The organism is Allobosea sp. 05T439, assembly GCF_056396005.1.
On sequence record NZ_JBFTKP010000008.1, the window covers coordinates 7,501 to 30,433 of the forward strand.

Here is a 22,933-nt window from a genome sequence, read left to right on the forward strand (position 1 = left end):
GATGGGGCCGCCCGCGCTTGCCATGGTCGCGGCCGGCGTCACGGCACCGCTGATTGCCCGGCGCGTTCGCCCCGGCTTCGTGGTGGCCGGAGCGCTGGGGTTGTCGGTTGCGGGCTATCTGATGCTGACCCAACTGGATAACAGCGCGTCCGGCGTGGCCATTGTCGTCGCCGGCTTCTCGTTGGCCTATCTCGGGCTTGGCACGATCGCTGCGCTGGGTACGGACCTCGTGGTTGGATCGGCCCCCGCCGACAAGGCAGGCTCGGCATCGGCGATGTCCGAGACGGTGCAGGACCTCGGCGTATCGCTCGGCATTGCAGTGCTTGGCAGCCTCRCCACCGCCATCTATCGCCGAGCCATGCTCGACCGCATGCCTGATCATCTCGGTCATCAAGCGCAAGAGGCCGTTGGAGACAGCTTGTGGGCGGCATCCTCGGTTGCGTCGCAGCTGCCTGTCGGCCTGATGGAAGAGGCGCAGGCTGCGTTCACAGCAGGGTTCAGCACCGCGGCCATGTTCAGTGCCGTGAGCGTTTCACTCCTCGCCATCCTCGCTGCCGTCTCGCTGCGGCATATTGGCGTCATTCACGGTAGCGAGCCGCCCCGGTGAAGCGGGTGGAGCCCTTTCGGGACGGTCCGGCGCTGAAGGGCCACATCACCGGCCCCGAGGCGATCCGGGATCAGGCGAGAGCCGGCGCCGACCGCGTGCGGACCCCGCTGGAACGTTCAGGGCAGAAGGTCGTCATGCCTCGCTGGTTCGCATATTCGCGAAAAGCGGCCAGAGCGCGAATGCAGCCCGCAGCGACGATTATCCCGCGGTCACCTCGGGGCGCCGCCCCAACGCGTCGAGGTTACGGGAAGCCAGATGCGCATCATGGCATCGAAAGGGGATCTGCTCAGGCCCCTTGCCGCAGGACCCGGCGCAAAAATCGACCACGCTCGACGTGGCCGGTTCTGTTTTGAAATGGCGGACAGGGCGGGATTCGAACCCGCGATACGGTTTCCCGTATACACACTTTCCAGGCGTGCGCCTTCAACCACTCGGCCACCTGTCCGGCGGGCTGCTTATGACCGCCGAGCCGGCTTCTTTCAAGGCCTGAAACGCGCTTTTCGTATTCTTGCGTGGAGAGCGCCGGACAAGGTTGCAAAGCCGTGCCCGAATGGGCACATCGGATGCGAAGGGCGCGTGCGGGGAATGGGGCGGGATGCTGCGTTTTTTCATCCGTTTGCTGGGTTATCTTGCTGTCGCCAGCGGATTCGTGGCGCTGGTCATCGACGGCGCGCGTTCGATCGCCAATTCCTCGCTTCAGTTCACGCCGCTCGGCGAAATCCTCCTCATTCTGCTGCCGACGCGCTATCCGCTGCTGCAGCCAGCCATCGAGCGCAATCTACATCCGCTGCTCTGGGACCCGATGCTGCTCTCGCTGATGCGGTCGCCCGTCGCGCTGGTCGCGCTGGTGCTCGGTTTCCTCCTGCTCTGGCTCGGCGCGAGGCCCGAGCCGCAGGTCGGTATCGTCACGCGACGGTGAAGGGCCATGCAGGGCGAGCGCCTGTCGGAACGGCGGCGCCATGCTTATCTCGGGAGCAACTGTTGGAGGATGGAGCCGATCATGTTCTCCCTGCGCAAGAAGACGACCCTGCCCAGCCCGGCCGAGGCCCTGCCCGGCCGGTCCGAGCCGATCCCGACAGCCGAGCGCCATTTCCTGAACGATCGCCCGTTGCAGGGCCCGTATCCCGCCGGGACGCAGAAGGCCCTGTTCGGCCTCGGTTGTTTCTGGGGGGCTGAACGCAAGTTCTGGCAGATCGAGCACGGCATCTGGGTCACCGCAGTCGGCTATGCCGGAGGCATCACACCCAACCCGAGCTATGAGGAGGTGTGCAGCGGGCTGACCGGGCATAACGAAGTCGTGCTCGTGGTCTTCGATCCGGCCAGGCTCTCCTACGAGGCCCTGCTCAAGACCTTCTGGGAGAATCACGACCCGACGCAGGGCATGCGGCAGGGCAATGATGTCGGCACCCAGTACCGCTCCGGCATCTATGTCTTCGACGAGGCACAGAAGCTGGCTGCCGAACGCAGCAAGGCAGATTACCAGAGCGCCCTCGCCTCGCGCGGCTACGGACCGATCAGCACGGAAATCCTCGACGCGCCCGCCTTCTATTTCGCCGAGGACTCCCACCAGCAATATCTCGCCAAGAATCCGGCAGGCTATTGCGGCCTCGGCGGCACCGGCGTCGCCTGCCAGATCGGCGTCGGCGTCGACGCCTGATCACGCCCAGCCCCAAACCGATAAGGAGGCCCCGCAGGCTCGCTTGCGGGGCTTCTTCGCATCATGGCAAGAAGCGTCGAGACGATCACGCAGGGGCAGGACGATGGGCGAGCGCGAGATGGAAGCCGGGAACGGGCCCGTTCACCGGCCCTCCGCAGCGACCCGAATTCTGGAATCCATCCTCTTCGCCAGCCGCTGGCTGCTTGCCCCGTTCTACATCCTGCTCGTGCTGGCCCTCGCCGGGCTGCTGATCAAGGCGTTGCAGGAGGCGTTCCACGTCCTGAGCCATGTCTTCACCGCCAGCGAAGCGGACGTGATCCTCGGCGTGCTGGCGCTGGTCGACCTGACCTTCACCGGCTCCCTGATCGTGATCGTGATCTTTTCGGGTTACGAGAATTTCGTCTCGAAGATCGATACCAATGCGCATCGCGACTGGCCGGACTGGATGTCGAAGATCGATTTCTCCGGGCTGAAGCTGAAGCTGATCTCCTCGATCGTCGCCATCTCCGCCATCCAGGTGCTGAAGGCCTTCATGAACGTGAAGGGCACCAGCGACCGCGACCTGATGTGGTATGTCGCGATCCATCTCGTCTTCGTCAGCTCGGGCCTGTTGATGGCTCTCAGCGACCGGATTTCCGGCGATGCGCAGGGCAAGGCCGGCGGCGCAAACGGACACTAAGACGGGCCGCGCTGCACCGGGGGCCGCCCCCCTGTGCCCCGAATTAGCCACACTATTGCGCGCCCTGCGTGCAAAACGCGCCGGCATTGCCAGTCGCGCACTTGATCAGCCGGCAAAAGCTGCGAACACTCCCGGGTTCATAGGGAGCTTCCGTGACATGACCATGACTTTCAGATCGAAACTTGCGGCCGCAGGTCTCGTGCTCGGCGGCGTTGCGTTTGCAGCGGGCCTCGCCTTTGCCCAGGCGCCAGCCTTCTTCCGCATCGGAACGGGCGGCACGGCCGGCACCTACTACCCGATCGGTGGCCTGATCGCGAATGCGATCTCGGCGCCCCCGCAACTGGTCGCAACGGCCGTCGCCAGCAACGGCTCGGTCGCCAATGTCAACGCGATCGTCGGCGGCGCGGCCGAATCCGGCTTCGTCCAGGCTGATGTCGCCTATTGGGCTTATTCCGGCACCGGCGTCTACGAGGGCAAGCCGAAGGTCGCCGATCTGCGCTCGATCGCCAACCTCTATCCCGAGTCGGTCCATCTCGTCGTCCGCAAGGCCTCGAATGTGAAGAGCGTCGCCGATCTCAAGGGCAAGAAGGTCTCGCTCGACGAGCCGGGCTCCGGCACGCTGCTCAACGCCAAGGCGATCCTCAACGCCTATGGCATTACCGAGAAGGACATCTCGGCCGAATTCCTCAAGCCGAACCAGGCAGCCGAGAAGATGAAGGACGGCTCGGTCGACGCCTTCTTCTTCACCGGCGGCTTCCCCGCTGCCGCGATTTCGGAGCTGGCCTCGACCGGCTCGGGCATCGACATCCTGCCGATCTCCGGACCGCAGGCCGAGAAGCTCTCCAAGGAGTTCCCCTTCTTCGCCGCCGACGAAATCCCGGCCGGCACGTACAAGGATGTCGGCGCGATCAAGACCGTCGCCGTCGGCGCGCATTGGGTGACTTCCGCCAAGGTTTCTGCCGACACCGTCTATGCCGTGACCAAGGCCCTGTGGAGCGACAAGGCCCGCGCCGCGCTCGATGCCGGCCATGCCAAGGGCAAGGCGATCCGCAAGGAGACCGCGCTGTCGGGCCTGCAGGGCGTGCCGCTGCATCCCGGCGCCGAGAAGTTCTACAAGGAAGCCGGGCTACTGAAGTAAGCCGCCGCGACCTCCCCCTTCCCGCATGGGAAAGGGGCCAAGGGAGACGGCGCGAGGCCTCACGCGAGAGGCCTCCGGCAAATCCTCCCCGTTCAGACCTCGCTTTCCCTCACCCCTGCCCCTCTCCCCATCCGGGAGAGGGGTTTGCCGTTGAGTTTTGACATGACAACCCAGCCCTCCGCCGCCGAACTCGCCAAGCTCGAGGAAGAACTCGATCCGGAAATGCAGTTCCGCAAGGTGCCGCATGGCACCTCGCTGATCATCGGCGGATTGCTGCTCGCACTCTCGGCTTTCCACTACTACACGGCCGGCTTCGGACTACTGCGCGAGACGACGCATCGCGGCATCCATCTCGCCTTCGTGCTCAGCCTGATCTTCCTGGTGTTCTCGGCCCGCAAGAGCGATGCCCAGACGGTGCACGCCTCGACGCTGCTGCGGCCGGGGGGCGTGCCGCTCTACGATTGGATCTGCGCCGTCGCGGTGGCGATCTCGAGCCTTTACGTGCCCTGGATCTTCGAGGACATGGTCTTCCGCGTCGGCAATCCCTCTACGCTCGACGTCGTCATGGGCACGATCACCATCGTGCTGATGATCGAGGCGACGCGGCGCGCGATCGGCTGGGGGCTGCCGATGATCGCGCTCTTCGCCATTGTCTACGCGATCTTCGGCAACTGGTTTCCCGGCATCTTCCTGCACCCGGGCGCGACCTGGTCGACCCTCGTCAACCATCTCTATCTGACCAGCCAGGGCGTCTATGGCGTCGCGCTTGGCGTGGTCGCAACCTATGTCTTCCATTTCGTGCTGTTTGGCGTGCTCGCCACGCGGATCGGGCTCGGCCGGCTCTTCCTCGGCGTAGCGGCTGCGCTCGCCGGGCGCTTCGCCGGCGGACCGGCAAAGATCTCGATCTTCGGCTCCGCCCTGTTCGGCATGATCTCGGGCTCCTCCGTCGCCAATACCGTGACGGTCGGCTCACTGACGATCCCGATGATGATCCGGCTCGGCTACCAGCGCCATTTTGCGGCAGCCGTCGAATCGACGGCCGCGACCGGGGGGCAGATCACCCCGCCGATCATGGGCGCCGCCGCTTTCCTGATGGTCGAATTCCTGAACCTGCCCTACGCGACGATCGTCATCGCCGCGATCATCCCCGCCTTCATGCATTTCTTCGGCGTGCTGATGCAGGTGCATTTCGAGGCGAAGCGCTCCGGCATGCGCGGCCTGACCGATGCCGAGATTCCGAATCTCCGTGAAGTCTTTGCCCGCGACTGGCCGACGATCGCGCCCCTCTTTGCGCTGATCCTGGTGCTGTTCACCGGCTATACGCCCTATCTCGCTGCGTTCTGGGGCATCACCGGCTGCATGCTGGTTGGCCTCGCGCAGTATCGCGCCGCCTCGGCCCTCGCCTTCGCGCTCGCCATCGGCCTTGCCGCGCCAACCGAGTTCCTGCGCGTGCCCGGCGTCAACGCGACCTTCACGCTGGCCTGTTTCGCGGTGATGGCGCATGGCGTGCTGATGCGCTCGGACGAGGGGCGCCGGCGCATGAACGACATGGTCGATGCCTTCATCCTCGGCGCCAAATACGCCATTGGCGTCGGCGCGGCGGCGGCGACCGTCGGCATCATCGTCGGCGTGGTGACGCTGACCGGCGTCGGCTTCAAGATCTCCTGGATCGTGACCTCGCTCGCCGATCAATGGGCCAAGGGCGTGCTCGATCTCGTGCCGTTCCTGCCCTTCGACATCAAGTCGGCGACGCTGTTCTTCACGCTGCTGCTCACCGGCATCGTCTGCATCCTGCTCGGCTGCGGCGTGCCCACCACGGCGAACTACATCATCATGGTGACGGTGGCCGCGCCGGCGCTCGGCCTGCTCGGCGTCAACCCGCTGGTGGCGCATTTCTTCGTGTTCTATTACGGGGTCCTCGCCGATGTGACCCCACCAGTCGCGATCGCAGCCTATGCCGGAGCGAGCATGGCCGGCGCCGATCCGTTCAAGACCGGCAACACCGCCTTCCGGCTGGCGCTCGGCAAGGTGCTGGTACCCTTCGTCTTCGTGTTTTCTCCCTCGATGCTGATCATGGCGCCGGGCTTCACCTGGACCGAGCTGATCGGCTCGACCGCGGCCTGCATCGCCAGCATCACCTTCCTCTCTGCCGCTTTCGCCGGCTGGTTCCTGGCCCCGCTGGCAATGTGGGAACGCGTTGTCGTCGGCATCGCCGCCCTGCCGATGATCCTGGCGACCCCGGCCAGTGTCCTGGCGGGGCTCGTCATCGCAGCCCCCGTCCTGCTGCGTCAGGTGGGGGCGCGGCGGGCCAGCGTGGCGCCGGCCTGAGTTCCCGATATGTTCTTGCCAGTGAGCTGAGCATTCGCTAGCCTCCCCCAAGGGAACAGGGAGGCGCGGATGGTCACGCGGGTCGCGACGGTTGCGTTCGAGGGCATCGAGGCGCGCGCCGTCGACGTGCAGGTCCAGGTCACAGCGGGCGGCGTCGCCTTCCTTCTGGTCGGCTTGCCGGACAAGGCGGTGGCGGAAAGCCGCGAGCGAGTGCGTGCCGCGCTGATCGCATCGGGACTGGCGCTGCCGGCCAAGCGCATCACGGTCAATCTGGCGCCGGCCGATCTGCCAAAGGAGGGCAGCCATTACGATCTCCCGATCGCACTAGCGGTCATGGCCGCCATCGGCGCGATCCCTGCCGATGCGCTCGCCGGCTATACAGTCCTCGGCGAACTTGCGCTCGACGGCTCCATCACCTCCGTCGCAGGCGTCCTGCCAGCAGCGATGGCCGCCTATGCCCGCGGACAAGGGCTTATCTGCCCCGCCGCCTGCGGCCCGGAGGCCGCCTGGGCTGCCGCCGATGTCGATATCCTTAATCCGCGCTCGCTGATCCAGCTCGCGAACCATTTCAAGGGTACGCAGGTGATGGCCCGGCCAGTGCCGTCCGTGGCCCGGCAGTCCGGGCCCCTGCCCGATCTCGCCGATATTCGCGGCCAGGAAAGCGCGCGCCGCGTGCTGGAGATCGCCGCCGCCGGCGGCCATAATCTCCTGATGAACGGGCCTCCCGGTGCCGGCAAGTCGATGCTGGCGAGCCGCCTGCCCTCGATCCTGCCGCCGCTTTCGCCGCGCGAACTGCTCGAGGTCTCGATGGTGCATTCCGTCGCCGGGCATCTCGCCGAGGGAGCGCTGACCGATCGCCGCCCCTTTCGCGCGCCGCATCACTCGGCCTCGATGGCGGCACTCGTCGGTGGCGGCCTGCAGGCCAAGCCCGGCGAGGTTTCGCTCGCCCATCACGGCGTGCTTTTCCTCGATGAATTGCCGGAGTTCCAGGCTCAGGCCCTCGACGCGCTGCGCCAGCCGATGGAGACCGGCGAGGTGCTGATCTCGCGCGCCAACCACCGCGCCATCTACCCCGCGCGATTCCAGCTTGTCGCCGCAATGAACCCGTGCCGATGCGGCAAGGCAACCGAACCGGGCTATGCCTGCCGGCGGCAGCCGAACGAGCGTTGCATGGCCCAGTATCAGACCCGGATCTCAGGTCCGATGCTCGACCGCATCGACATCGTCATCGATGTGCCGGCCGTAACCGCAACGGACCTGTTTCTGCCGGCCGACAGCGAAGGCTCGGCGGAGGTCGCGGCCCGGGTCGCCGTGGCGCGCCAGGTGCAGACGGCGCGCTTCGAGGCGCTCGGCCTCTCCGAGATCGCGACCAACGCCGCGTGCCCGGCGCCCGTGCTCGACCAGATCGCCCGGCCGGACAATGCCGGCATTTCGCTCCTGCGCGACGCCGCCGAGGCCCTGAGGCTGACAGCGCGCGGCTACCATCGTGTTCTGAAAGTCGCGCGCACACTTGCCGATCTCGACGGCGAGATGAAGATCGGCCGGGTCCATCTCGCGGAGGCGCTATCCTACCGTTCACGCATCGATCAGGTGGCGCAGGCCGCCTGATGTCGGAGCGTGCGGCATCCGTGCCGCCAGGTTAACAAATTCATTCAAACGATCGCGAAAGCAGCGTTCGCGCGCGAACGCTTTCTCAAGGGGACGAATACTAGGCTGGCATCATGGAGCTTCCATCTTTCCCAGTGGTCTGGGCTGTTCTCGCCAGCCTGCTGACCGTTCTGGCCGGCGTCGCCGCCGTGATGCAGCTACGCGCACGCAACCGCGTCGTGGAGCAAGCGCTGGACATGACCCAGGATCTGGAGAAGCTGACCGATCGTCTCTGGGCGTTAGCAGATAGCGAAGAGCGCTATCGCAGCCTGATCGAGGCCCAGGGCGATCTGATCGTCCGCCGGAACGAAAGCAGCATCGTCTACGCCAATGCCGCCTATGCGGCGCTTCTCGGAGCGACCGAGGCCGAGATCATCGGCAGCCGCACGGCACCGCGCGTCATCGAGAGCCGACCTGCGCAGGCACTGACCGACGGCACGCGGATCTTCGACGAATGCATCGCTTCGCCCGAGGGAGGCGAGCGCTGGATCTCCTGGGTCGAGACCATCGTGCCGGTCGCCCTCGGCAAGACCGTGCTGCAGCGTGTCGGCCGCGATATCTCCGCCCGGATCGCCGGCGAGCAGGCGCTGGAAGAGGCGCGCAGCCGCGCCGAGAGCGCCAACGAGGCAAAGTCGCGGTTCCTTGCAACCGTCAGCCACGAGTTCCGGACGCCGCTCAACGGGATTCTCGGCATGGCCGACCTCCTGAACGACACCAGGCTCGACCCTGAGCAGACCACCTATGTCCGGGCACTCAGGACGTCGGGCGAAGCCCTGCTCGGCCTCGTCGACGACATTCTCGACTTCGCCAAGGTCGAAGCGGGCAGACTCGAACTCGCCGAAGAGCGCTTCGATCTCGGCCAGTTGGTCGAGACGGTCAGCGAATTGATGGCGCCACGAGCCCAGGCCAAGGGGCTCGAGATTGCGACCTTCCTCGCACCGGATCTCGCCTCGCACTGGATCGGAGACCGCGACCGGCTGCGCCAGATCCTGCTCAACCTCGTCGGCAATGCGATCAAGTTCACCGAGAGCGGCGGTGTCGGCATTCGCGTCGCCCGCGCGGGCGACGCCATCGCCATCAGCGTTTCCGATACCGGTCCAGGCGTTCCGCCAGGGCGATTGCAGGCGATCTTCGAGGAATTCGAACAGGCCGACAGCTCTGCGGCCCGTCGTCATGACGGCACCGGTCTCGGGCTCGCGATCGTGCGCCGGCTCGTGACCTTGATGGGTGGCTCGGTCACGGCAGAAAATGCGCCGGAATCGGGCGCGATCTTCCGCGTTACATTGCCGCTTCCGGAGGGCGGCGCGGGGGTGCGGGTTACGGTACTGCCGGAGTGGCGCGGCAAGCTGATCTTGATCGCATCTGCCGCGCCGTTCGGACCGGACTATCTCGCTGAGACCATGGAGATCGCCGGCGCATCGATCATGCGCGCCCGGAATGTGACAGAAGCGCTCGCGCTGCTCGCGGGCGCGCGGCGCTTCGATGCCGCCCTGATCGACCAGGCCATCGGGGTCGATGAAGCGCGCGCCGTCGCTGCTGCCGCCCGGCAGGCCGGTGTCGGCGAGTGCCTGATCCTGATGTCTCCCTTTGAGCGCCGCCAATTCGGTTCACCGCTCGCTGGCGGGTTCACCGGCTTTCTCGTCAAGCCGGTCCGCGCCCGCTCGCTCTATGAGCGGCTTGCACCGCCTGCCCGGCCGCGGCAGGAGACTCTGCCGCCCCGGGGGGTGACCCCGATCCAGGCCAAGGACCCCGGTCCGCCTCAACTGACGGTGTTGATCGCGGAGGATAACGATATCAACGGTCTGCTCGTGACACGGACCCTTGAACGCCTCGGCTGCACGGCCGTCTGGGCTCGGGACGGGCGTGAAGCGGTCGCTCTCATCGAGGCCGGGCTCACGGGCAAGCGCGCGCCCTTCGATCTCATTCTGCTCGACATCCGGATGCCTGAGCTTGACGGATTGGAAGCCGCTCGTCGGATTCGCGCCCTGGAGGCCTCGCTCGGGCGGCCAAATTTGCTACCCATTGTCGCGGTCACCGCCAATGTCGCCGAGGAGGATCGGCAAGCCGCGCTGGCCGCCGGAATGAATGATTGCCTGGCTAAACCACTGGCCCGAGAGGCGCTTCGCGCCTGGATCGCGCGTGTCACCGGAACGCCGCGCGTCACACTCCGCGCTTGACGGACAGTCACAACTCTGACGCAGTTCTGTCGCGATCCCGTAGGAACATCGGTACTAGCCTGGCGAACTGCAGATTCGACGGCACAGGGACGAGACGGACAATGGCCTTCGACATGTTGCGCGGCCTACGACAGCCGGCAAATCAGCTGCCAGCGGGCCACCCTCTCTTGTCGCGCTTCTCCCCACTCATGCTGATCACCGGCGACACCATGCGCCGCCTCAGTCGGAAGCAGGATCACCTGGGCGAAACGCTCGGCCGCTCCGGCTCTCTGGAAGTGCGGCTGGCGCGCGGCCCGCGCGAGATCTGGCGCGCGCAGCGACTGCGCTATCGGGTGTTCTACCAGGAGATGTCCGCAAAGCCGGATGTCGTCGCCCGCATGTTCCGCCGCGATGCGGATCGCTATGACGCGGCGTGCGACCATCTCCTCGTCATCGACCATGCGGCGCGCGGCCGGTTCGGCGGTCTGAAACCGAAGGTCGTCGGCACCTATCGCTTGATGCGCGAAGGGTCGGCTCTGCGGCTTGGCGGCTTCTACTCCCAATCGGAATTCGATCTTTCTGGAATGATCGAACGCCACCGCGGCCTGCGCTTCCTCGAACTCGGCCGCTCCTGCGTGCTCAAGCCCTATCGCACCAAGAAGACGGTGGAACTGCTCTGGCACGGCATCTGGGCCTATGTCCGGCACCATCGCATCGATGCGATGTTCGGCTGCGCGAGTTTTGACGGCACCGACCCGGATGCGCTGGCGCTGCCATTGAGCTTCCTGCATCACCATGCCCGCGCCGAGGGCGAGTGGTCCGCCACGGCGCGCCCGGAGCGTCATATTGCGATGGACCGGCTGCCGATCGAAGAGGTCGATGCCAAGGCGGCGCTGAAGCTGCTGCCGCCGCTGATCAAGGGCTACCTCCGGCTCGGCGCCCGCTTCGGCTCCGGTGCGGTCGTCGACAAGCAGTTCGGCACCACCGATGTGCTGGTCATCGTGCCGGTCTCGGCGATCGACAGGCGCTATCTCGACTATCTCGGCGACGAAGGGCAGCGCTACGCGGCTTGAGCAACGCTCACTCGCCTGCTGACGCCAGCGCCCGCAGCGCCTCCCTGTAAGTGGGGTAGCGCAGCTCATAGCGCAGTTCGCGCGTCACCAGGGCGTTCGAGACCCGCTTGTTCTCCCCGTAGAAGCTCGCAGCCATGGGCGAGAGCTTTGCCGGATCGAACGGCACTTCGGGGGGCGGAGTCAGACCCGTCAGTTCGGCGGCAAGCGTGATCACGTCCTGCGGCGGGGCCGGCTCGTTGTCGGTGACGTTGTAGACCGCGCCCGCTCGCGGCCTGGCCAGCGAAGCCAGCAGGATGCCGGCGATATCGTCGACATGGATGCGATTGAAGACCTGGCCAGGCTTGATCAGGCGGTTGGCGGTGCCGGCGCGGAGCTTGGTGATGGCATTGCGCCCGGGACCGTAAATGCCGGAGAGCCGGAATATCTGCACCGGCTTGCCACTGCGCTCGCCCAGGGCAAGCCAGGCTTCGTCGATTTCGAGGCGCTGCTTCGAGCGTCGGCTCGTCGGCCGGCATTCGGCCCCTTCATCGATCCAGGCACCGCCGTGGTCGCCGTAAACTCCAATGGTCGAGAGATAGCCGATCCAGCGCAGGTTCGGCGCAGCAGCCAGCGCCTCGCCGAGTCCGTTCAGAACCGGATCGCCCTCGTCATCGGGCTGGACCGAGACGAGGACCGCGTCAGCCTCGGCAACGGCCTGGGCCAAGGGGCGCGATACCGCAAAACCGTCATAGACCAGCGTATGCAAGCCCTCGCGACTAAGACGCCCCGCCTTCTCGGCCGATCGGACCGTACCGGTGACCTCCCAGCCCTCCGCTTGCGCTGCACGCGCGAAAAACCCGGCGGAGTAGCCGAGACCAAGAATGACAAGCTTCATGCGACGGGTTCCGGGGCGGAGAGAAAGGCAAGCCATTCCTGGCGGACGTCAGGATCTGCTTCGCCAGACAGCGCGGCTTCGGCAAGGCCGCGCGCGCGCTCGGGCGCGAGCCTGATCAAGGCCCAGGCGGCCATGGCGCGCACCAGCGGCGAAGCGTCCGCAATCAGCCGCTCGGCGCTCGCGGCAAGATCCGGCCGGCCGCTATTGCCGATGGCGATCAGCACATTGCGGATGAAGCGATCGCGGCCGGTGCGCTTGACCGGCGTGCCGGCAAAGAGCTGGCGGAAGGATGGGTCGTCGAGCGCCGCGAGATCGGCCAGGGGCAATGCCTCAAGCTCGTCCTTCAGCGCAAGCCGGGTCTCGTGCGCCGCCTCGGCGAACTTGTTCCAGGGACATACGGCCAGGCAATCATCGCAACCGAAGACGCGGTTGCCGATGCCGGGCCGCAAGGCGGCGTCGATATGGCCCTGATGCTCGATGGTGAGATAGGCGATGCAGCGGCGCGCATCGAGCTGATAGGGCGCGGGAAAGGCGTCGGTCGGACAGATATCGAGACAACGCCGGCAGGAACCGCAATGGTCGCGCTCCGGCCCATCGACCGGCAGTTCGGCCGTTGTGTAGATCGCGCCGAGAAAGAGCCAGGAGCCGTGTTCGCGCGAGACCAGTACGGTATGCTTGCCCTGCCAACCAAGCCCCGCGGCCTGCGCCAGCGGCTTCTCCATCACCGGCGCGGTATCGACGAAGACCTTCACATCTGCGCCGCCGCGAGCCGCCAGCAACCCGGCGACGCTCTTCAGCCGGCCCTTGATGACATCGTGATAGTCGCGCCTGCGGGCATAGAGCGAAATCGCAGCCTTGTCGGGTTGACCGAGGATGGCGAGCGGATCGCCCTCGCCCGCATAGCTCACACCGAGCATCACGACGCTGCGCACCTCGCTCCAGAGCCGGCGCGGATCAGCGCGTTCGTCCCTGCGCTCGGTCAGCCAATCCATATCGCCATGGTGTCCGGCCGCCAGCCAGGCGCTCAGCCGTTCGGGCGCCTCGGGGATCGCACTGGCGGAGGCGATGCGAGCGACCACGAAGCCTTCGGCGCTCGCGCGCTCCAGCACCGCGCGCTTGAGCTTCTCGCCGTTCAGAAGTCCAGATTGTCGTAATGGGCGCTCGGCGCCATGCCCGGCACCCGGTCGCTCAACAGCGGCCGGAAGCTCGGCCGGGATTTGATCCTCGCGTACCATGCGCGCGCGGCCTCGTCCTCTTCCCAGGGCACATCGCCGAGATAGTCGACGCAAGAGAGATGCGCGGCCGCGGCGAGATCGGCATAGCTCAGCGCACTGCCTGCGAGCCAGTTCCGTTTGGCCGTCAGCCAGGCGATATAGCGCAAATGATAGCGCACATTGGCGCGGGCGGCGCGGATGGCGCTCATTTCCGGCGGGCCACCGCCCTCATCCCGGCTCATGAAGCGCTTCATGACCTTCTCGAGCACCAGCGGGTTGGTGATCTCGCTATCGAATTTGAGGTTGAACCAGTCGAGCAGGCGACGAACCTCGACGCGCTCTGCCATCCCCTCCGGCAACAGGCGCCGGGGGCCCAGCGCCAGCCCGCGGGTCTCGTCGAGATACTCCGAGATCGGTCCGGCGCCCGGGACGGCAAAGCCGTTCTCCTCGCGAAAAACCGGTGTCGTGCCAGCTGTGTTGAGTTCCAGAAACTCGCGCCGGCGCTCCCAGACACGCTCCTCGATCAGCTCCGCCTCCTGCCCGAACTCGCCAAGGACGAGCCGGATGAAGCGCGAATGCGGGCATAACGGATAATGATGAAGGGACGCCATTGCACTCTTGAAACAGATGGATGCGGCCGAAGCAGGGCTGTCGAAGGGGGGAGGCATCGGGCTATGCGCCGCACATTTGCTATAGTCTCGGCTACGCCCCCTCACAACCCGCTGCCCATGGGAAGCCACGAATCCACGGCATTGGCTTGGCGAAGTGGTAACCAATTGGCAAAGAGCTTGGTTCCATAGAGGGGTACGGTTTACCTCTGCCGCGGCGGCGATCTGAGGCTTCCTGGGAAACAGCCATGCAAAACCTGTTCGAAGCGATCGTGCTCGGCATCGTCGAGGGTCTGACCGAGTTCCTGCCGGTCTCCTCCACTGGCCATCTCCTGCTGCTCGGTCACTTTCTCGGCTTTGAATCGAACGGCAAGACCTTCGAGGTCCTGATCCAGCTCGGCGCGATCCTTGCCATCCTGCTGGTCTATTTCCGGCGGCTACTCGACATCGCGCTGCGGCTGCGGACCGATCCGGCGGCACGGCGCTTCGTGATCGGCGTGCTCGTCGCCTTCCTGCCGGCAGCGGTGATCGGCGCCTTGCTGCATGGCTTCATCAAGGGCGTGCTGTTCAACCCGTTCCTGGTCTGCTGCGCCCTGATCGCGGGCGGGCTCGTGCTGCTCGTCGTCGACGAGCTCGAGCTCGAGGTGAAGCACACCGACGCCACCACCTTCCCGCTGCCGATGTATCTCAAGATCGGCTTCATCCAGTGCCTGGCGATGATTCCGGGCGTCTCCCGTTCGGGTTCGACGATTGTCGGCGCCATGCTGCTCGGCGCGAGCAAACGCGCGGCGGCGGAGTTCTCGTTCTTCCTCGCCATGCCGACCATGGCGGGCGCCTTCGCCTATGACCTMCTTAAGAATTACAAGACCCTKACCTTCGACGACACGATGCTGATCGTGGTCGGCTTCGTCGCGGCCTTCTTCGCGGCGCTCCTCGTGGTCAAGACCTTCCTCGACTACGTCTCGCGCCGTGGCTTCGCGCTCTTCGCCTGGTGGCGCATCATCGTCGGCGCAGCGGGTTTGGCGGGTCTGTGGGTGTTCGGCTGATCGGAAGGCCCGTCGAGAACTGGGATCCCAGCAGTTCCGACTGAAGGCGCTGTCCATCGCGGCCTGCCATGTGGCGCCGCGGCTTTTCCGGCGCTGCCGTGCTAGCCTGCAAGCGCCGCTATGGGGTGACCGGGTGTTTTCGACCGGCCCCGAGATGCCAGGAGCGTGCCTGCCGTGAGTGTCATTGCCGCCTGTCACTATGTCGATGGGAAGCGTGTCGGGACCGTTGCGCTCGACCAGCCTTCGACCTGTGCCCAGGACCAATCCGATTTCGTCTGGATCGGCCTGCTGGAACCCTCCGAAGAGGAGTTGCGCACGCTCCAKAGCAGCTACGGCCTGCATCCACTTGCGGTCGAGGATGCGCTCAAGGCGCATCAGATGCCCAAGGTCGACATCTATGGCGACCAACTCTTCATCGTGGCGCGCACGGCGCATCTCGAGGATGACCAGATCGCGTATGGCGAGACGGCGATCTTCGTCGGCAAGCACCACATCATCACGGTTCGCCACGGCTCCGCACGGGCCCATACGGAGCTGCGCAGCCAACTCGAGGCCGCGACCGCCCAGATGCGCTACGGCGTCGATTATGTCCTGCACGGCGTGCTGGACTTCATCGTCGACGGCTATTTCCCGATTGTGGAGACGATCGAGGAGGACGTCCTGGAGATGGAGCGGGAGATGCTCGCCAGCGAGTTCGGCCGCGTCGACGTGCCACGCATCTTCGGACTGCGCCGCCAGCTCATCCGCTTCCAGCGGGTGCTCGGACCGATGTCCGAGCTCTGCCGCAAGCTGGTGCATCTCGATCTGCCCTGCATCGATGCCGAGGCGAAGCCCTATTTCAATGACGTCTGGGACCATGCGCGGCGTGCCGAAGCCATGGTCGGGAGCCTCCGCGACATCCTGACCTCCGTCTTCGAGGCGAGTCATCTGCTGGAACAGCAGCGCCAGGGCGTCATCACCAGGCAGCTCGCGGCCTGGGCAGCCATCCTCGCGGTCCCGACCGCGGTTGCCGGGATCTATGGCATGAACTTCGAGCACATGCCGGAACTCAAGACCCAGTACGGCTATTTCGTCGTGCTCGGGCTCATCGCGGCGTTCTGCACCGCGCTCTACATGCGCTTCAAGCGTTTCGGCTGGCTGTAAGGACAGGCGAACCCCGTGCCCTAGCCGATCCTGGGATCGGTCGCAGGCGTCGCCGCATCCGGCACGGGCTGTGGCTGGGCGAAGGGCAGCGAGCCGGTCTGTCGTTCGATGACGCGGTGCACCACGGGCGGGTTGGGCCCCTGATGCAGGGCCCTTACCCTGTCACCGATCATGGCATCTGCCTGGGTGACGCGCTGGTTCTGGCGGATATATTCGACCCAGGTCGGGCTGTCATAGCGCTCGATCCAGAGCTGCGGATCGGTCAGGTCGCGCAGCAAGGCCCAGTGCCTGGCACCGTCGCGGCGGCGGATGCGGCGGCGCTCGGCCATCACATTCAGGAAGGGGACGATGTCCTCCTCGCGAATGATATACTCGATGGTGACGATGATCGGGCCGCTGCGTGGCTCGATGTCGACGGCCACTTTCGGAACCTGCCAGCGGCTGAGCGGGTCGAGATTGAGCTGCTCGAGCGGCGGCAGCGCATAGCGCAGGCCCAGTGCGGCTCCGACAAGCAGAACAGCACCCGCACAGTACAGGGCACGGTCGGTGCCGAAATGCAGGGCGATGTAACCCCAGACCCAGCTGCCGAGCGCCATCCCACCGAAGGTCGCCATCTGGTAGAGCGCAAGCGCCCGGCCGACGACCCAGCGCGGCGCCGAAAGCTGCACGGTCGCGTTGAAGGTCGAGAGTGCAAGGACCCAGCTCGCTCCGGCGATGAGCAGGGCCGCCATGGTCGTCACGGTATAGACGCTCAGCCCCGCCAGGATGACCGCAGCCGAGAAGGCGGCAAAGGAGGCGCGCACCAGCGTCTCTGTCGTGAGCGCGCGACGTACCCGCGCGCTCAGAAGGGCTCCCCCGACCGCTMCCGCACCGAAAGCACCGAGCAGCAGGCCGAAGGTCAAAGGCCCGCCCTTGACGAGATCGCGCGCCACCAGCGGCAGCAGCGCCTGAACCGCAATGGCGCCGAATCCGAAGGCCGCACCACGCAGCAGCACCGAGCGGATATTTGGCGACATCGCGACATAGCGGATGCCGGCGCTCATCGCGATGCCGAGCGTCTCGCGTGGCAGCACGCGCTCGATCTTTGGAGGGTTCCAGCGCGCGAGTACGGTGACGAGCCCGATATAGCTCAGTGCATTCACCGTGAAGGAGGCGACGACGCCCGCCGCCGCAACGATGAAGCCGCCCAGCGCCGGCCCGACGCTGCGGGCAATGTTGAAACCGACGCTGTTCAGTGTGATCGCGGCCGGCAGATCGCGACGCGGCACCATCTCGCCGACCGAGGATTGCCAGGCGGGCCCGTTCAAGGCCGTGCCGCAGCCAATCAGGAAAGTCAGGCCGAGCAGCAGCCACGGGGTGATTACGCCGAACCAGGCCGAGACGGCGAGAGCCACGGAGACCGTGAACATGAAGCCCTGCGCCGTCAGCATGATCTTGCGCCGGTCGAAATTGTCGGAGATCGCCCCCGCCGCCAGCGAGAACATCATGATCGGCAAGGTCGTCGAGGCCTGCACCAGCGCAACCATGTCGGCAGAACTGGCGATCGAAGTCATCAGCCAGGCTGCGCCGACCGACTGGATCATCCCGCCGAAATTGGAGGCAAGGCTCGCGAACCACACAGCCCGGAAGATCGGCTGGCGCAGAGGCACGAATGGCGAAGACAGCCCCTCATCGACCGGCCCATCCCCCGTCGCGGCAACATCGGCTGCGGCTACGTCGGCGGTGGGTTGGGCGTTCGGATCGTCAGGCATGCCATAGGGTTAGAGCCTCGCCCGCGGGCTGCCAACCATCAGTTTGGAATGATTTGCTCTTAGGCACCCGTTTGCGCGGAAAGCCCTTCCCTGCGACGCGCACGCCGCTCGACCTGCCGCGCCGCAGGCGCACGCCAGTAATGGGCGAAGGCGACGAGAAGCCCGGCCAGCGCGACCCAATGCCCGGGCCTGAGGGCCTCGAGATCACCATAGACGACGACATCGGCATTGGCCTGGAACACCAGCCAGGCCGAGGCACCGGTCGCCAACGCATACCAGGCCGTCTCGCAAAGCGCAGTCAGAAGGCCGGCCGCAAGCGCCGTCAGGACCAGCCGGGGCGTATCGAGCGTCACGCCGGATCGCGGCAGCAGCCGGTAAAGCATCAGAAGGCCGAAGAGCCCGGTCATCAGCGCCGGCTGGGTGACGTCGATCTTCGACTGCAGGGCAAAGTGCAGCAGCCCCAGGGCAGCGATGGCATAGACGAGGTTATGCAGCAGTTGCCAGCGGGCGGAACCCAGCCTGCGGATCATGCCGTCGGTCGAGGTTGCACCGAGTGCGACCAGACCGGTCAGCCCCGTGATGCCGACGACGAGATAGAACCGTTTGACGATTTCAGAAACGATCAGCCCGGCGTCGAAACCGAGATCGATGCAGTAAAGCGCGAGATGGGCGAGCGCATAAGCCAGCACGGAGAGGCCCAGCATGCGGCGGATGCCGATGAGCTTGCCCCAGTCGAGAAGCCGGCGCAGCGGCGAGACGGCAAGGGTAACCAGCAGCAGCCTGAGCGCCCAGGTGCCGGTATCATGCACCGCCCGCGTCCAGGGCTTCGAACCGAGCTGGCCGGTCCAGGCGTCGAAGGCGAGCCAGAGCGCCGGCACCAGTAAGAGCGCAAATGTCGCAGCGCGCAGCCCCGAGAAGCGCCCCTGCCGGTCCAGCCACGGCAACCATGCCTTCATGCCGATCTCCACCATCGCATGTCCCGAATACGCGAGAGGCCTTGCCTCTGTCTCGCACGTCTGCACACAAGGACGTGAGCCTTCTGCGATCTGCCCCGTATTCAGAATGGACCGGCCATGCCTTCGACTAGCCCCACCGTCGTTTTCGATGTCGGMAACGTCCTGATCCGCTGGGATCCGCGCCATCTTTACCGAGAGTTGATCCCTGACGAAGCGCGCATGGACTGGTTCATGCAGAACATCTGCACCTCGGCCTGGAACCTCGAGCAGGATCGCGGCCGATCCTGGGCCGACGCCGTCGCCGAACGCGTCTCCGCTCATCCCGAATGGGAGCGTGAGATCAGGGCCTTCGACGAGCGCTGGCACGAGACGGTAACCGGCGAGATCGCAGAAAGCGTCGAGGTCCTCACGGACCTGAAGGCCAGGGGCGAGAAGGTCTATGCGATCACCAATTTCTCGCGCGAGAAATGGGACGAGAGCGTTGTCCGCTTTCCTTTCCTCGGTTCGTTCGACGGCGTCGTGGTCTCGGCACATGAACGGCTGATCAAGCCGGATCCTGCGATCTATCACGTGCTGCTGGAGCGCTACGGCCTCACCGCAGGTTCCTGCGTCTTCATCGACGACAGCGCCAAGAATATCGAGAGCGCGCGTCATGTCGGCATGCAAGCCGTGCATTTCGTCGAGCCGATCGACCTGCGGGCGACACTGCGTGGTCTTGGCGTCCAGATCTAGCGCCGAGCCCGTCCCGAACGTACCACGCTACGAAGACCAGAACGGCCAGAAGGCGCCTCGGAGAAAGTTCGCCACGCCATGAGCATTCCTGTCGAGAGCGTTCTGTCCACCGCCGGCACCGGCCCGTTCCAGCGTCGGCTGCTCGGCATCTTCGGCCTCGTCTGGGCGGCTGATGCCATGCAGGTGCTGGCGGTCGGTTTCACCGCCGCCTCCATCGCTGCGACCTTCGGGCTCAGCGTGCCACAGGCCCTGCAGACCGGAACGCTGTTCTTCCTCGGCATGTTGATCGGCGCCGCGTTGTTTGGGCGCCTCGCCGATCGCTATGGCCGCCGTCGCGTGCTCCTGATCACGGTCGCCTGCGATGCGGTATTCGGGCTGCTCTCGGTCTTCGCCCCGTCCTTCGCAGCCCTTCTCGCGCTACGCTTCCTGACCGGCATCGCAGTCGGCGGCACGTTGCCCGTCGATTACGCGATGATGGCGGAATTCCTGCCGCCGAAGAACCGCGGGCGTTGGCTGGTCATGCTGGAGGGTTTCTGGGCGGTCGGCACGATCGCAGTCGCCCTGGCCGCCTGGGCAGCAAGCATCGCCGGGATCGCTGACGCGTGGCGCTGGATTTTTGCTGCGACGGCGCTGCCCGCGCTGATCGGCATCTGGCTGCGCTTCTGGGTGCCGGAATCACCCCTGTACCTGCTGAAGGAAGGGCGAGCGGACGATGCCAAGCGCGTGCTCAACCAGATGCTGCGCACCAACGGGAAAGCGGAACTCTCGTCCGATTCGGCGATCACCCTGCCACCGGCCGCGACGTCTTCCGGATTGCTCGCGCCTGATCTGCGCCGGCGCACCCTGCTGATTCTCGGAATCTGGTTCCTTGTCTCGGTGTCCTATTACGGCGTCTTCACCTGGATGCCGGCCAAGCTCGCCGGCGAAGGGTTCGGCTTCGTCCGTGGCTATGGCTTCCTCGTCATCGTCGCGCTGGCCCAGCTGCCTGGCTATGCGCTGGCCGCCTATGGCGTCGAGACATGGGGCCGGCGTCCGACCCTGATCGGCTTCCTGCTGCTCAGCGCGGCAGGCTGCGCCCTGTTTGTCGGCGCTGGCAGCGCAACAGTGATCGGCGCGTCGATCCTGCTGATGAGCTTTGCGCTGCTCGGCACCTGGGGTGCACTCTACGCCTTTACGCCCGAGCTCTATCCGACGGAACTCCGCGGCACGGGCATGGGGGTTGCCGGCGCCATGGCGCGGCTCGGCGGCCTGCTCGCGCCATCGGCGGTGGCGCTCGTGATTGCGCAGAGTTTTGCCACTGCGATCGCCCTGTTCGCAGCCCTGCTGCTGGTTGCAGCGGTTGCAGCCTTCCTGATCGACGCCGAGACGCGTCAGGCCGTTCTGGCGTAGTCGGACCGGCTGGGCTCGCGTCATCCCGGGCGCACGAAGCCAGCCCCGGGATGACCTTAGCGAGGGAGAGCGGAACCTGAGCTCCGCTCAGGAATCCATCTTTAGCGCAGCGATGAAGGCTTCCTGCGGGATCTCGACCTTGCCGAACTGCCGCATCTTCTTCTTGCCTTCCTTCTGCTTCTCCAGAAGCTTGCGCTTGCGGGTGGCGTCGCCGCCATAGCACTTGGCGGTCACGTCCTTGCGCAGCGCCCGGATGGTCTCGCGAGCAATGATCTTGCCGCCGATCGCGGCCTGGACCGGAATCTGGAACATGTGCGGCGGGATCAGTTCCTTGAGCTTCTCGCACATGGCGCGACCGCGAGCCTCGGCGCGGGTCCGGTGGACCAGCATCGAGAGCGCGTCGACCGGCTCGGCATTGACCAGGATCGACATGCGCACGAGGTCACCCTCGCGATAGTCGGTGATGGCGTAGTCGAAGGAGGCGTAGCCCTTCGAGATCGACTTCAAACGGTCGTAGAAATCGAACACTACCTCGTTCAGCGGCAGGTCATAGACGACCTTGGCCCGCGAGCCGACATAGCTCAGGTCGATCTGCAGGCCGCGGCGATCCTGGCAGAGCTTCAGCACCGAGCCGAGATATTCGTCCGGCGTGAAGATAGTGGCGCGGATCCAGGGTTCCTCGATCGCCTCGATCTTCATCACATCCGGCATGTCCGCCGGATTGTGCAACTCGAGCGTCGTCCCGTCCCGCAGCCTGAGATGATAGACCACGGACGGCGCGGTCGAGATCAGGTTGAGGTTGAACTCGCGCTCGAGCCGCTCCTGGATGATCTCGAGATGCAGCAGTCCGAGGAAGCCGCAGCGGAAACCGAAGCCGAGCGCTGCCGAGGTCTCCATCTCGTAGGAGAACGAGGCGTCGTTCAGACGCAGCTTCGACATCGCCGAGCGGAGCACCTCGAAATCGGCCGCATCGACCGGGAAAATGCCGCAGAACACCACCGGCTGCACCGGCTTGAAGCCCGGCAGCGCCTCGGCGACCGGCTTGCGATCGTCGGTGATGGTGTCGCCGACGGCGGTATCGGCGACTTCCTTGATCGAGGCGGTGAAGAAGCCGACCTCGCCGGGGCCGAGTTCCTTCACTTCCAGCATCTTCGGCTTGAAAACGCCGACGCGGTCGACGCCATAGGCGGCGTTCGCCCGCATCATGCGGATGGTCATGCCCTTCTTGAGCACGCCGTCGATGATGCGCACGAGCACGACGACGCCGAGATAGGCGTCGTACCAGGAATCGACCAGCAGCGCCTTCAGCGGCGCTTCGAGATTGCCCTTAGGCGCCGGCAGTTTCTGGACGATCGCTTCCAGCACGCCTTCGATGTTGAGACCGGTCTTGGCCGAAATCGGCACGGCTTCCGAGGCATCAAGGCCGATCACGTCCTCGATCTGCTGCTTGATACGCTCGGGCTCGGCTGCCGGCAGGTCGATCTTGTTGAGGACCGTGACGATCTCGTGGCCCGCGTCGAGCGCCTGATAGACGTTGGCGAGTGTCTGCGCCTCGACCCCCTGAGAGGCGTCGACAACCAGCAGCGAGCCTTCGCAGGCAGCCAGCGAACGGGAGACCTCATAAGCGAAGTCGACGTGACCGGGCGTGTCCATCAGGTTGAGGATGTAATCCTTGCCGTCCTGGGCACGATAATCGAGCCGGACGGTCTGTGCCTTGATGGTGATGCCGCGCTCCTTCTCGATATCCATCGAGTCGAGGATCTGCTCGCTCATGTCGCGGGCCGCGACCGTGCCGGTCTGCTGGATCAGCCGGTCGGCAAGGGTCGACTTGCCGTGGTCGATATGGGCCACAATCGAGAAATTGCGGATGTTGTCGAAACTGCGCGTGCTCATGGGCGCGCAATAGCAGTGAAGCCGCACGGGGCCAAGGGTTTG

The 22,933-nt window shown here is 65.6% G+C and carries 19 protein-coding genes and 1 tRNA gene (1 of these 20 cut by a window edge); 13 read left to right on the forward strand and 7 right to left on the reverse strand.

The window, feature by feature from the left end; all coding sequences use genetic code 11:
- Positions 1-607, forward strand: the 3' end of a protein-coding gene (locus tag AC1DIO_RS11140; RefSeq protein WP_476853404.1) for an MFS transporter. Its footprint begins 974 nt before the window's first position; 607 of the gene's 1,581 nt are visible here — the last part of the coding sequence; the start codon falls outside the window, past its left edge; the stop codon is at positions 605-607.
- Between the two features lie 355 nt (positions 608-962).
- Here AC1DIO_RS11140 and AC1DIO_RS11145 read toward each other — a convergent pair.
- Positions 963-1,052 (reverse strand) — tRNA-Ser (locus tag AC1DIO_RS11145).
- 150 nt (positions 1,053-1,202) lie between these two features.
- Between AC1DIO_RS11145 and AC1DIO_RS11150 the strand changes: the two genes are divergently transcribed.
- From AC1DIO_RS11150 to olsB, 8 genes are all read left to right on the forward strand, one after another.
- The gene (locus AC1DIO_RS11150) at positions 1,203-1,526 is read left to right on the forward strand and encodes a hypothetical protein (protein ID WP_441506292.1); all 324 of its coding nucleotides are present in this window, start codon (positions 1,203-1,205) and stop codon (positions 1,524-1,526) included.
- A gap of 81 nt (positions 1,527-1,607) precedes the next feature.
- On the forward strand, positions 1,608-2,264 hold the full coding sequence (gene msrA / locus AC1DIO_RS11155; RefSeq protein ID WP_476853405.1) for a peptide-methionine (S)-S-oxide reductase MsrA: 657 nt from the start codon (positions 1,608-1,610) through the stop codon (positions 2,262-2,264).
- A gap of 103 nt (positions 2,265-2,367) precedes the next feature.
- Positions 2,368-2,943: a TIGR00645 family protein gene (locus AC1DIO_RS11160; protein ID WP_441490419.1), complete on the forward strand. Its 576-nt coding sequence runs from the start codon at positions 2,368-2,370 to the stop codon at positions 2,941-2,943.
- Between the two features lie 163 nt (positions 2,944-3,106).
- Positions 3,107-4,081, forward strand: a complete 975-nt coding sequence (locus AC1DIO_RS11165; RefSeq protein WP_441506421.1) for a TAXI family TRAP transporter solute-binding subunit — start codon at positions 3,107-3,109, stop codon at positions 4,079-4,081.
- Between the two features lie 162 nt (positions 4,082-4,243).
- On the forward strand, positions 4,244-6,409 hold the full coding sequence (locus AC1DIO_RS11170) for a TRAP transporter permease (RefSeq protein ID WP_441506294.1): 2,166 nt from the start codon (positions 4,244-4,246) through the stop codon (positions 6,407-6,409).
- 69 nt (positions 6,410-6,478) lie between these two features.
- The gene (locus tag AC1DIO_RS11175) at positions 6,479-8,017 is read left to right on the forward strand and encodes a YifB family Mg chelatase-like AAA ATPase (protein WP_441506295.1); all 1,539 of its coding nucleotides are present in this window, start codon (positions 6,479-6,481) and stop codon (positions 8,015-8,017) included.
- A gap of 113 nt (positions 8,018-8,130) precedes the next feature.
- Positions 8,131-10,233 (forward strand): ATP-binding protein, encoded by a 2,103-nt coding sequence (locus AC1DIO_RS11180; protein ID WP_476853406.1) that lies wholly within the window; start codon positions 8,131-8,133, stop codon positions 10,231-10,233.
- 188 nt (positions 10,234-10,421) lie between these two features.
- Entirely contained in the window at positions 10,422-11,285 is an 864-nt protein-coding gene (olsB, locus tag AC1DIO_RS11185) for a l-ornithine N(alpha)-acyltransferase (protein WP_441506422.1), read from the forward strand.
- A gap of 7 nt (positions 11,286-11,292) precedes the next feature.
- Here olsB and AC1DIO_RS11190 read toward each other — a convergent pair whose 3' ends face one another.
- The 3 genes from AC1DIO_RS11190 to AC1DIO_RS11200 are packed head-to-tail and all read right to left on the reverse strand — an operon-like array spanning position 11,293 to position 13,984.
- Entirely contained in the window at positions 11,293-12,159 is an 867-nt protein-coding gene (locus tag AC1DIO_RS11190) for an SDR family oxidoreductase (RefSeq protein WP_476767918.1), read from the reverse strand.
- On the reverse strand, positions 12,156-13,394 hold the full coding sequence (queG, locus tag AC1DIO_RS11195; protein ID WP_441506298.1) for a tRNA epoxyqueuosine(34) reductase QueG: 1,239 nt from the start codon (positions 13,392-13,394) through the stop codon (positions 12,156-12,158). Before queG ends, AC1DIO_RS11190 begins: the two co-directional genes overlap by 4 nt.
- Positions 13,292-13,984 (reverse strand): glutathione S-transferase family protein, encoded by a 693-nt coding sequence (locus AC1DIO_RS11200; protein WP_441506299.1) that lies wholly within the window; start codon positions 13,982-13,984, stop codon positions 13,292-13,294. The genes queG and AC1DIO_RS11200 overlap by 103 nt, the downstream gene beginning before the upstream one ends.
- A gap of 245 nt (positions 13,985-14,229) precedes the next feature.
- On the opposite strand from AC1DIO_RS11200, the gene AC1DIO_RS11205 reads away from it, so the two are divergent.
- Both AC1DIO_RS11205 and corA read left to right on the forward strand, forming a co-directional pair.
- Positions 14,230-15,027, forward strand: coding sequence for an undecaprenyl-diphosphate phosphatase (locus AC1DIO_RS11205; RefSeq protein ID WP_113518344.1), 798 nt, complete (start codon positions 14,230-14,232; stop codon positions 15,025-15,027).
- Between the two features lie 174 nt (positions 15,028-15,201).
- The gene (corA, locus tag AC1DIO_RS11210) at positions 15,202-16,170 is read left to right on the forward strand and encodes a magnesium/cobalt transporter CorA (protein ID WP_476853407.1); all 969 of its coding nucleotides are present in this window, start codon (positions 15,202-15,204) and stop codon (positions 16,168-16,170) included.
- A gap of 20 nt (positions 16,171-16,190) precedes the next feature.
- Here corA and AC1DIO_RS11215 read toward each other — a convergent pair whose 3' ends face one another.
- On the reverse strand, positions 16,191-17,921 hold the full coding sequence (locus tag AC1DIO_RS11215; protein WP_476853408.1) for an MFS transporter: 1,731 nt from the start codon (positions 17,919-17,921) through the stop codon (positions 16,191-16,193).
- Between the two features lie 59 nt (positions 17,922-17,980).
- Positions 17,981-18,877, reverse strand: a complete 897-nt coding sequence (locus tag AC1DIO_RS11220) for a protein-methionine-sulfoxide reductase heme-binding subunit MsrQ (RefSeq protein ID WP_476853409.1) — start codon at positions 18,875-18,877, stop codon at positions 17,981-17,983.
- 117 nt (positions 18,878-18,994) lie between these two features.
- Here AC1DIO_RS11220 and AC1DIO_RS11225 point away from each other — a divergent pair, with 117 nt between their 5' ends.
- On the forward strand, positions 18,995-19,609 hold the full coding sequence (locus tag AC1DIO_RS11225) for an HAD family hydrolase (protein WP_441506302.1): 615 nt from the start codon (positions 18,995-18,997) through the stop codon (positions 19,607-19,609).
- A gap of 78 nt (positions 19,610-19,687) precedes the next feature.
- Positions 19,688-20,998 (forward strand): MFS transporter, encoded by a 1,311-nt coding sequence (locus AC1DIO_RS11230; protein ID WP_441506303.1) that lies wholly within the window; start codon positions 19,688-19,690, stop codon positions 20,996-20,998.
- A gap of 87 nt (positions 20,999-21,085) precedes the next feature.
- Here AC1DIO_RS11230 and lepA read toward each other — a convergent pair whose 3' ends face one another.
- On the reverse strand, positions 21,086-22,891 hold the full coding sequence (gene lepA / locus AC1DIO_RS11235) for a translation elongation factor 4 (RefSeq protein WP_441506304.1): 1,806 nt from the start codon (positions 22,889-22,891) through the stop codon (positions 21,086-21,088).
- Positions 22,892-22,933: the final 42 nt, after the last annotated feature.

Bases quoted from the DNA above. Each gene is read 5' to 3' on its own strand.
- olsB (WP_441506422.1), top strand. From the start codon at position 10,422: ATGCTGATCACCGGCGACACCATGCGCCGCCTCAGTCGGAAGCAGGAT.
- AC1DIO_RS11180 (WP_476853406.1), top strand. From the start codon at position 8,131: ATGGAGCTTCCATCTTTCCCAGTGGTCTGGGCTGTTCTCGCCAGCCTG.
- AC1DIO_RS11230 (WP_441506303.1), top strand. From the start codon at position 19,688: ATGAGCATTCCTGTCGAGAGCGTTCTGTCCACCGCCGGCACCGGCCCG.
- AC1DIO_RS11175 (WP_441506295.1), top strand. From the start codon at position 6,479: ATGGTCACGCGGGTCGCGACGGTTGCGTTCGAGGGCATCGAGGCGCGC.
- AC1DIO_RS11160 (WP_441490419.1), top strand. From the start codon at position 2,368: ATGGGCGAGCGCGAGATGGAAGCCGGGAACGGGCCCGTTCACCGGCCC.
- AC1DIO_RS11170 (WP_441506294.1), top strand. From the start codon at position 4,244: ATGACAACCCAGCCCTCCGCCGCCGAACTCGCCAAGCTCGAGGAAGAA.
- msrA (WP_476853405.1), top strand. From the start codon at position 1,608: ATGTTCTCCCTGCGCAAGAAGACGACCCTGCCCAGCCCGGCCGAGGCC.
- AC1DIO_RS11190 (WP_476767918.1), bottom strand. From the start codon at position 12,159: ATGAAGCTTGTCATTCTTGGTCTCGGCTACTCCGCCGGGTTTTTCGCG.
- queG (WP_441506298.1), bottom strand. From the start codon at position 13,394: ATGGTACGCGAGGATCAAATCCCGGCCGAGCTTCCGGCCGCTGTTGAG.
- AC1DIO_RS11165 (WP_441506421.1), top strand. From the start codon at position 3,107: ATGACTTTCAGATCGAAACTTGCGGCCGCAGGTCTCGTGCTCGGCGGC.
- AC1DIO_RS11150 (WP_441506292.1), top strand. From the start codon at position 1,203: ATGCTGCGTTTTTTCATCCGTTTGCTGGGTTATCTTGCTGTCGCCAGC.
- AC1DIO_RS11200 (WP_441506299.1), bottom strand. From the start codon at position 13,984: ATGGCGTCCCTTCATCATTATCCGTTATGCCCGCATTCGCGCTTCATC.
- AC1DIO_RS11220 (WP_476853409.1), bottom strand. From the start codon at position 18,877: ATGAAGGCATGGTTGCCGTGGCTGGACCGGCAGGGGCGCTTCTCGGGG.
- lepA (WP_441506304.1), bottom strand. From the start codon at position 22,891: ATGAGCACGCGCAGTTTCGACAACATCCGCAATTTCTCGATTGTGGCC.